A 7,667-nucleotide genomic window follows, 5' to 3' on the forward strand; every position below is an offset into this window, starting at 1 on the left:
GATGCGACGACCGGCAACCCACCCTGCCCACCCCGCCACACCATGATCAACAACAGCAAGCAAGACCAACACTCAAACCCACCGGTGGATCCAGGACGAACGTCTCGCGGTACGGGTGCTGGTGCAGCCTCGGTCCGGAACCGTCGACGTCGGTCCGCTCGCGGATGATCGAGACTCCGGAGCCGATGTCGCGGCCTTCGACATTTCCCAGGGTTTCGATGGTCATTCCGCCACTGTAGCCCTGGTCACGGGTGCCGTGGCCTACTCGCCGCGGTCGACGACGAATGCCGAAAGGCCGACGAGCAGCGCCCTGGCGGGCCGGTCGGGGAGGCTGAGCGCGAGGTCCCTCGCCTTGGCGGCGTATCCGTGCGCTTCGGCGAGTGCGCGCACGACACCGGCGGATTCGCGCAGGAGCCCGAGCGCCTCTTGGCGGACCACCGGATCGGAAACCGGTCCGTGACCGATGATCTCGCGCAAGCGAGCGGCCCCGGGCCCCTCGTCGTCGACCGCGTGGAGCATCGGCAAGGTGACGACGCCTTCACGGAGGTCCGTGCCCGCGGACTTGCCGAGGTCGGTGGTGGACGCGGAGATGTCGAGGACGTCGTCGGAGATCTGGAACGCCACCCCGATCAGTTCGCCGTATTGGCCCAACGTTTCGATGGTCCGCTCATCCGCGCCCGACACCTGTGCGCCGATCCTGCCCGCCATCGCGATCAATGACGCGGACTTGTCGGCCATCACCTGGATGTGGTGTTCGTATGGCGCGTGACGGCCACAGTCCTCGAACGGCCCGGTCGTCTCGAGGAACTGGCCGCGCACGAGCCTGCCGAACGTCTTCGCCTGCGACCGCAACGCGTAGTCGCCGAGGCCGGCGCCGACCCGTGCCGCGCAGGCGAGCACGTAGTCTCCGATCAGGACGGCTTTCTTGTTGCCCCACAAGGAGTTCGCACTGGTGACCCCGTGCCGCATCGGCGCCTCGTCCATGACGTCGTCGTGATAGAGCGTCGCGACGTGCACGAGTTCGACGAGGGCGGCCGCCGAGATCGCGTCGCCTCGCCCGTCGCCGAACGCCGCCGCGGCCAACGCCATCAACGGACGCAACCTCTTCCCACCCGCGCGGACGAGGTGGGTGGCGGCTTCGGTGAGTTCCGGATGACCGGGGCTGCGCAACACCTCCTGAAGTCTCTCTTCGACCCGGGCGAGCCCGGTGCGGAGTTCGGCGGCGAACTCCACGTGCCGCTCGACGGCCGGGTCCAGGCCGAGTTCCGTGACGATCGTGGTCGTGTTCACGACCTCCAGCATCCGAGCCGGAGGTTCGCGGCCGCATGGCGCCCGGGAGGGAGATCGCTCCCTCCCGAGAGGGAAACCGCTGGGTCAGAAGGGCGGCTCCGGGTTTCCTGCGGGCACCGGCGTTCGCTCCCAGGCCCCGTCCGACGGTGTGCCGCCCGAACTCCGGCCCGCCTTGTTCACCTTCGCCGTGGCATACCGCAGCGACGGGCCGATCTCGTCGACGTCGAGCTCCACCACCGTGCGCTTCTCGCCTTCCTTGGTTTCGAACGATCGCTGTTTCAGCCTGCCCTGCACGATGACCCTTGTCCCTCTGGTGAGGGATTCGGCCAGGTTCTCCGCGGCCTGCTTCCACAGTGCGCAGCGCAGGAACAGCGGGTCTCCGTCGCGCCATTCCCCGCTCGCGCGGTCCAGGACGCGTGGTGTCGACGCGACCGTGAAGTTCGCGACCGCCGCTCCGGACGGGGTGAACTTCAGCTCCGGGTCGGTCGTCAGGTTGCCGATCACCGTGAGCACCGTTTCTCCGGCCATGGGGCTTTCCTCCTCGGGTCCGCGCGCGGACCCGGCCGGGCCCGCTGTCGCCTGTGAAGAGGAGACCACCGGGGTACGACAGTTTCCGGCGTCCCGCGGCGCCCGGATGTCATGAAAGGGTCGTTCAAGACGAAAGTGTCCTGAACGACCCTTTCATGACATCCGGGCGGCCACGACCCCGTCCACAGTGACCGTCGCATGTGGACTGAACATCGCGCCGTACCGGAGGACGGCGGCGCCGTCGCTCACGCCGAGCAGGTCGATGGAGAGGTCGTTGTAGGTGACGGTGCTGTCCGGCCCGAGCGTGGCCGTGAAGTCGAGACCGTTGGCCGACGCCTCGCACCTCTTGCCGGTGCAGGTGCCGCCGCTCCGGGAGCCGATGCCGCGGGCGACCAGGACGACTGTGCTCTCCTCGACGGATCGGACGGTCAGGGACTCGACCCTCGTCTCCTTGGGAAAGGTCATCCTGCCGCCCGGCGGCGCGCCGACCTCGCGGACGCCGTCGGAGCAGGCGGCGAGGTCCCCGCCGTCCGCGGGCTTTGGCGGCTCGGGTGAGTCCGAACGCAGCCCGCCACGAAAGCGAGCGCTGCCGGAGCCGGCAAAAGGCGTCGGAGCATGCCAGGAGCGTAGGGAAGCCCGGCCGGGACGGGTCCTGGCATCAGCCTTCGAGCGCTCGCCGGAAGTGATCGGCGAGTTCGAGTCCCGCGGCCTCTTCGCGGGTGTACCAGGTGAAAGCGTCGTGTTCCCCGGGATCGAGCACGACCTCGCCCGCGGTCTCTTCGGAGAGCGCGTACACCGTGGCGTGGATCCGCATCGGCCTGCCCGCGACGTCGTCCCAGCTGTGGGTGCCGCGTTCGCCGGTCACGTGGACGGCCAGCCCGGTCTCCTCGGCGAACTCGCGGACCACGGTCTCGTCGGGCCGATCGCCCGGCTCGACGGTCCCGCCCGGCAATTCCCAGCGGCCGCCCAGGAAGGACCCCGGCCGCCGCCGGATGAACAGGATCTTCCCGTCGCGGATGAGCCTGCCGTAGGCCAAGTACTTGTCCGTCACGAGCGCATCTTCCCGTACCTGAGATGCGCCTTGATTGAGGACCGAAACTGTCCGCAATGCCTCGTAACTTGGGCTTCATGGAAAACACCGAGATCCGCCCCTTCCGCCTCGACATCCCGCAGGAGCAGCTGGACGAGCTGCACGCGAAGCTCGACAGCGCGCGCTGGCCCGCTCCGCTTCCCGGCGACGGCTGGGACACCGGAGTGCCGGTGGCGTGGCTGCGCGGACTCGCCGAATACTGGCGCGACGGCTACGACTGGCGTGCCGCCGAACGGGAGATCAACCGCCATCCGCAGTTCACCACGGTCATCGACGGCCAGCGGATCCACTTCCTGCACGTCCGCTCGACCGAAGCCGGCGCGACACCGCTGATCCTCACGCACGGCTGGCCGGGTTCGGTGGTGGAGTTCCTCGACGTCATCGGCCCGCTCACGGATCCGAAGGCGTACGGCGGCGACCCGGCGGACGCGTTCCACGTCGTGATCCCGTCGCTGCCCGGTTTCGGTTTTTCGGGCCCTGTCTCGGATTCCGGCTGGACCATGCCGCGGATCGGCCGGGCATGGGCGGAACTGATGCGACGGCTCGGGTACGAACGCTACGGCGTGCAGGGCGGCGACCTCGGCGCTTCCGTGTCGCCGGAGGTGGCCAGGTCCGCGCCGGACAAGGTGATCGGCGTGCACGTCAACGGCGGGTTGACCCCGATGCCGCCGATGTCCATGCCGGAGGAGGAACTCGCCTCGCTCACCGACGTCGAACGCGATCGCGTCAAGCGGATCGGGGCCTTCATGCAGGAGGAGTTCGGCTACATCGCGATCCAGTCGACGCGGCCGCAGACGCTCGGCTACGGACTCGTGGACTCCCCGGTCGCGCAGCTGGCCTGGATCATGGACAAGTTCCGTGAGTGGACGCATCCGCGCCCGACGTTGCCGGAAGAGATCATCGGCAAGGACCGGTTGCTGACCAACGTGATGTTCACCTGGCTCACCGGCACGGCGGCTTCGTCCGCGTACGTCGGCTACGCGCAGGCGGAAACCTGGGGAGCCGTCGAGAAGAACTCCGGCGTGCCGACGGCGGCGCTGATCTTCGCGCACGACGTCGGGATCCGGCGGTACGCCGAGGACGCCCACACGATCGTGCGGTGGACCGACGTCGATCGCGGCGGGCACTTCGCGGCGTTGGAAGAGCCCGAGATCCTGGTCGCGGACGTGCGGGAGTTCTTCCGGTCCCTCAACTGACGAGGACGGCCGTCTCCCCGAGGAAGCGGCCGTAATCGTCCACTTCGGACTCCAGTCCGGCGATGGCGGACCGCGGGAGCGTGGCGAAGGGCTCCACGACGACCTTCGTCAGCTTCGCGGTCCGCTTGGTGTGCCACGTTCCGGCTGTCCGGCCGTCGATCAGCACGGTCGGCGCGATCATCCCGCCGCCGGAGTTGACGCGTTTCGCCTCGGCCGGGTCGAGGAGCAGATCGCGGTCGCGGTAGCCCAGCAGGTAAGTGTCGAAAGCGCCGAGCAGGCGCGGGGGGCACGGGGGAGCGGACAGCTCGGTCTCCGAGAGGGCGAAGCGTTTGCCGGCGGGAACGAGGTCCAGCGCGGTGAAAGCCTTGCGGCAGAGGCCGATCGGGAGCCCGGACCAAGCGCTGAAGTCCTCGGCGGTCGCGACGCCATAGGCGGTCAGGTAGCGGTGGGCGAGTTCCGTATGCGGTTCGTCCGGCGTGCGGCTCTCGGTGACCCGTTCGTCGAGGAGCACGTACGTCGGCTCCGTCCCGGCGTCGTGGCCTCGGCACAGCAGTCCGCGGTTGGCCGCGTACGCCAGGAGATGGGCCGGTGCCTGAGATTTCGCGTCGAGCGCGATACCCTCGGCGGCCAGGCCGTCCAGGATCTCCCGCCGAGTGAGTGCCTTGCCCGGCAAGAGATCCTGGAGTTTCCCGAGCGCGCGTTCGCAGAGTTCGTCGGTGAGGTCCAGTTGCCTGCGCCGTCCCTGCCCCGCCTGGGCGTTGCGCGGGCCGAACAGCCGGTTCAGCCACCGGAGATCCGCCGTCGGCACGAGATGGAGCGTCTTGCGCATCAGCCAGGTGCGCGTGACCGCGTGGGACGCCTCGGTGTCCGGAGCGGTCAGACCCCGGCTCCGGGCCCGGATCGCGAGGCGGGCGGCGGGCGTCGACTGTGCCTGGACCGCGGCGACGGAGCCGACCACGGCGAGCACGTCCGCGGCCGGCGCGGTCAGCAATTGCGCGTGGGCGCGGACGGCACGGAGGTCGTCGTCGGACAGCGTCACCCGCTGACGATCTCACGGGCGTGCGCCGGCTCGGTGTCGCCTCCTGACCTGCGCAGGCATGCAGATATGCAGGGAAGGCTCCCGGCACTGCTTCCGGCGGGGAAACCCCACCGTCCGGCGGCGCGCTGAATCGGGCTACGGTGGAGCCGTGACTCAGACCTCGTACCCGGCCGCCCTGCGGTGGCTGTTGTTGTGCGTGGTGGCGCTGGGTCTGGTGGGTATGCACCACGTCGTCGCCGAGTCCGGCCACGACGCGGGGCACTCCGCCGTCGCGATGGCGGATCCGTGCTGCGCGGACACGTCTTCGCACGACGACGGTGGACACAGTGGACTGCACCTGTGTCTCGCGATACTTGCCGCGGCCGTGCTCCTGATCGTCTCCTGGTTGCTCATCCGGAATGGACGGACGGTGGCGACCTGGAAGTCGCGCCCGCGCGGCGGCTCGGCGTCGGGCCGTGATCCGCCGCGCTGGAGACCGGTACCCGAAAGATTGTCGCTTCTTTGCGTGTTGCGGGTGTGACAGGTGGGTTCGTCCCGCCCTGCCCGAAACCGATCAGAGGAAGAATCATGACCAGCAGGAAACTGGTCGGGGCCGCGCTCGCCGCCCTGGCCTCCTTCGCCGTGCTCACCGGCTGTGCCGGCTCCGACACCGCTTCCACCGGACACGGCATGTCCACGGTGAAGGCGCCGGATCCCCAGCAGGCCGGCCACAACCAGGCCGACGTCACGTTCGCGCAAGGGATGATCCCGCACCACGAACAGGCGCTCGCGATGGCGAAACTCGTCGACGGCCGCACCAAGAACGCGAAGGTCGTCGACCTCGCCGCGCGGATCCAGAAGGCGCAGGATCCGGAGATCCAGCAGCTGACCGGGTTGCTGAAAGGCTGGGGAGTCGCGCCGTCGGGCGAGCACTCCGGACACGGCTCGGCGTCCGGCATGATGACCGAGGACGATCTCGCGAAACTCGGCAAAGCCAAGGACGCCGCGTTCGACAAGCAGTGGCTCGAAATGATGGTCAAACATCACGAAGGTGCGCTCGAGATGGCTAAGACCGCCTTGCAGCAGGGCAGCAACGCCGAGGTGAAGGCGTTGGCGCAGAAGGTGATCGATGGTCAGCAGGCCGAGATCACCGAGATGCGCGCGCTGCTCGGCTGAGCCGGGTGCGGTGGCGCGGGCCGGGGTCATCCGGCTCGCGCCACCGCCGCCCGGAAGTGCGCGCACTGAGTGAAGTCGTCATGCTCGCACCCGAGCGCGCAGTCGACGATCGCGAGCGAGGCCTGCGCGGCCGCGATGCGTTGCTCGAGTTCTTTCTTGTGGCGCTTGAGGATCGCTTCGCGTTCGCTGGGTCTGCGGAACATCTCACGGATGCCATCGAGGCTCAGGTCCGCCTCCTTCGAGCGCAGGATGATCGCGATCCGGTAGAGGTCGTTGTCGTCGTACCGCCGCCGGTCGCCCGCCCGCGCCGGCTCGAGGAGGCCGACGGACTCCCAATGGCGCAAGACATGCGTGGCCAGGCCGAAGCGCTCCGCGACCTCGCCGACGCTCAAGGTGCTTGACCTCATGTCGACACTAAGCCGGACGATCTGCGGTATGTCCATGTTGCAGCGGCTCGACGCCGCCGAAGTCCTGCCGGGAGCCGCCGAACTTCGGGCCCGGACCTACGAACTGCTCCGGCTCGAACCTGGTTCCGCCGTGATCGACGTCGGCTGTGGTGCCGGGCCGGCCGTATCCGAGTTGTCGTCGCCGGGTTTCCGCGCTGTCGGTGTCGACCTTTCGCCACCCGATCGCGATTTCCTGATCGGGGACGCGTACGCCTTGCCGGTCGACGGTGGATTCGCGGGTTATCGGGCGGACAAGGTGTTCCATGAACTCGCGGAGCCCGAGGCCGCCCTCGCGGAGGGTCGGCGGGTTCTGGTCCCTGGTGGACGGATCGTGTTGTCCGGTCCCGACTGGGGAGGCGCTGGTGATCGATTCTTCATATCCGGCGGCTGCTCGACGCGAGCGGGTTTCGTGAGCTGCCGGTCGAGGGAGTGATCGGGTTCCTCGGTGGGGAGTCGTTCCTGCGCGGGCTGGTGGACGTTGCTGTCCGGGGCGGGGCGGGGCGGTTTCCTTGGCGGAAGGGGAGATTTGGCTGGCGGATCAGGCCGGTGATGTCGCCGTGCCGCAGTTCTTGGCTTCCGGGGTGGTGTGAGGTGATCGTCGCCGAGAAACGGCGACTGATGTCGTTATCAGGCGGCGGTGTTCTTCTCCAAGCACGCCGCCGACGTCACCATCCTCGTCCGCGGCCAGTCGCTCGAAGCGTCCACGTCCGCACCCGGACCACGGTGGTCGAGGCGCACGGCGACGATCATCTCGAACGGCTGGCCCTGTGCGAGAACGGCGGCGCGACCGAGACCGTGCCCACCGGGCACCTGTTCATCTTCATCGGTGCGGCCCCGCGCACCGACTGGCTCGGCACGGAGATCCAGCGTGACGACCACGGTTTCGTGCGCACCGGCCCCGATCTGCTCACCGAGGGCGGCCC

At 68.8% G+C, this 7,667-nt stretch carries 11 protein-coding genes and 1 pseudogene; 5 read left to right on the plus strand and 7 right to left on the minus strand.

Going from position 1 to position 7,667, the window contains the following annotated elements:
* Window positions 1-46: 46 nt before the first annotated feature.
* The 5 genes from AC0685_RS43345 to AC0685_RS43365 all read right to left on the minus strand — a co-directional run bounded on the left by AC0685_RS43345 (window position 47) and on the right by AC0685_RS43365 (window position 2,869).
* Window positions 47-226 carry a hypothetical protein gene (locus tag AC0685_RS43345; protein WP_478230840.1) on the minus strand — a complete coding sequence of 60 codons (180 nt, stop codon included), beginning with the start codon at window positions 224-226 and terminating at the stop codon, window positions 47-49.
* Window positions 227-261: 35 nt separating this feature from the next.
* The gene (locus tag AC0685_RS43350; RefSeq protein ID WP_478230841.1) at window positions 262-1,290 is read right to left on the minus strand and encodes a polyprenyl synthetase family protein; all 1,029 of its coding nucleotides are present in this window, start codon (window positions 1,288-1,290) and stop codon (window positions 262-264) included.
* A gap of 84 nt (window positions 1,291-1,374) precedes the next feature.
* Window positions 1,375-1,818 carry a single-stranded DNA-binding protein gene (locus AC0685_RS43355; RefSeq protein WP_219150473.1) on the minus strand — a complete coding sequence of 148 codons (444 nt, stop codon included), beginning with the start codon at window positions 1,816-1,818 and terminating at the stop codon, window positions 1,375-1,377.
* Window positions 1,819-1,971: 153 nt separating this feature from the next.
* A complete protein-coding gene (locus tag AC0685_RS43360; protein WP_478230842.1) occupies window positions 1,972-2,283 on the minus strand; it encodes a hypothetical protein in 312 nt (103 codons plus the stop codon).
* 193 nt (window positions 2,284-2,476) lie between these two features.
* Complete coding sequence (locus AC0685_RS43365) at window positions 2,477-2,869, minus strand: NUDIX hydrolase (RefSeq protein ID WP_478230843.1); 393 nt, start codon at window positions 2,867-2,869, stop codon at window positions 2,477-2,479.
* Window positions 2,870-2,946: 77 nt separating this feature from the next.
* Here AC0685_RS43365 and AC0685_RS43370 point away from each other — a divergent pair, with 77 nt between their 5' ends.
* The gene (locus AC0685_RS43370; protein WP_478230844.1) at window positions 2,947-4,104 is read left to right on the plus strand and encodes an epoxide hydrolase family protein; all 1,158 of its coding nucleotides are present in this window, start codon (window positions 2,947-2,949) and stop codon (window positions 4,102-4,104) included.
* Here AC0685_RS43370 and AC0685_RS43375 read toward each other — a convergent pair.
* On the minus strand, window positions 4,097-5,143 hold the full coding sequence (locus AC0685_RS43375) for a winged helix DNA-binding domain-containing protein (protein ID WP_478230845.1): 1,047 nt from the start codon (window positions 5,141-5,143) through the stop codon (window positions 4,097-4,099). The genes AC0685_RS43370 and AC0685_RS43375 overlap by 8 nt on opposite strands.
* 148 nt (window positions 5,144-5,291) lie before the next feature.
* On the opposite strand from AC0685_RS43375, the gene AC0685_RS43380 reads away from it, so the two are divergent.
* Complete coding sequence (locus tag AC0685_RS43380; RefSeq protein ID WP_340687761.1) at window positions 5,292-5,663, plus strand: DUF6153 family protein; 372 nt, start codon at window positions 5,292-5,294, stop codon at window positions 5,661-5,663.
* 47 nt (window positions 5,664-5,710) lie between these two features.
* Entirely contained in the window at window positions 5,711-6,298 is a 588-nt protein-coding gene (locus AC0685_RS43385; RefSeq protein ID WP_478230846.1) for a DUF305 domain-containing protein, read from the plus strand.
* A 26-nt stretch (window positions 6,299-6,324) separates the two neighbouring features.
* Here the strand turns inward: AC0685_RS43385 and AC0685_RS43390 are convergent, their stop codons facing one another.
* Entirely contained in the window at window positions 6,325-6,690 is a 366-nt protein-coding gene (locus tag AC0685_RS43390) for a helix-turn-helix domain-containing protein (RefSeq protein WP_478230847.1), read from the minus strand.
* 43 nt (window positions 6,691-6,733) lie between these two features.
* On the opposite strand from AC0685_RS43390, the gene AC0685_RS43395 reads away from it, so the two are divergent.
* Both AC0685_RS43395 and AC0685_RS43400 read left to right on the plus strand, forming a co-directional pair.
* Window positions 6,734-7,177 carry a methyltransferase domain-containing protein gene (locus tag AC0685_RS43395; RefSeq protein WP_478230848.1) on the plus strand — a complete coding sequence of 148 codons (444 nt, stop codon included), beginning with the start codon at window positions 6,734-6,736 and terminating at the stop codon, window positions 7,175-7,177.
* A gap of 195 nt (window positions 7,178-7,372) precedes the next feature.
* Window positions 7,373-7,667 (plus strand): annotated as a pseudogene (locus AC0685_RS43400) (fused response regulator/thioredoxin-disulfide reductase); the annotation flags it as partial.

This window comes from Amycolatopsis sp. NPDC043889 (genome assembly GCF_056435645.1).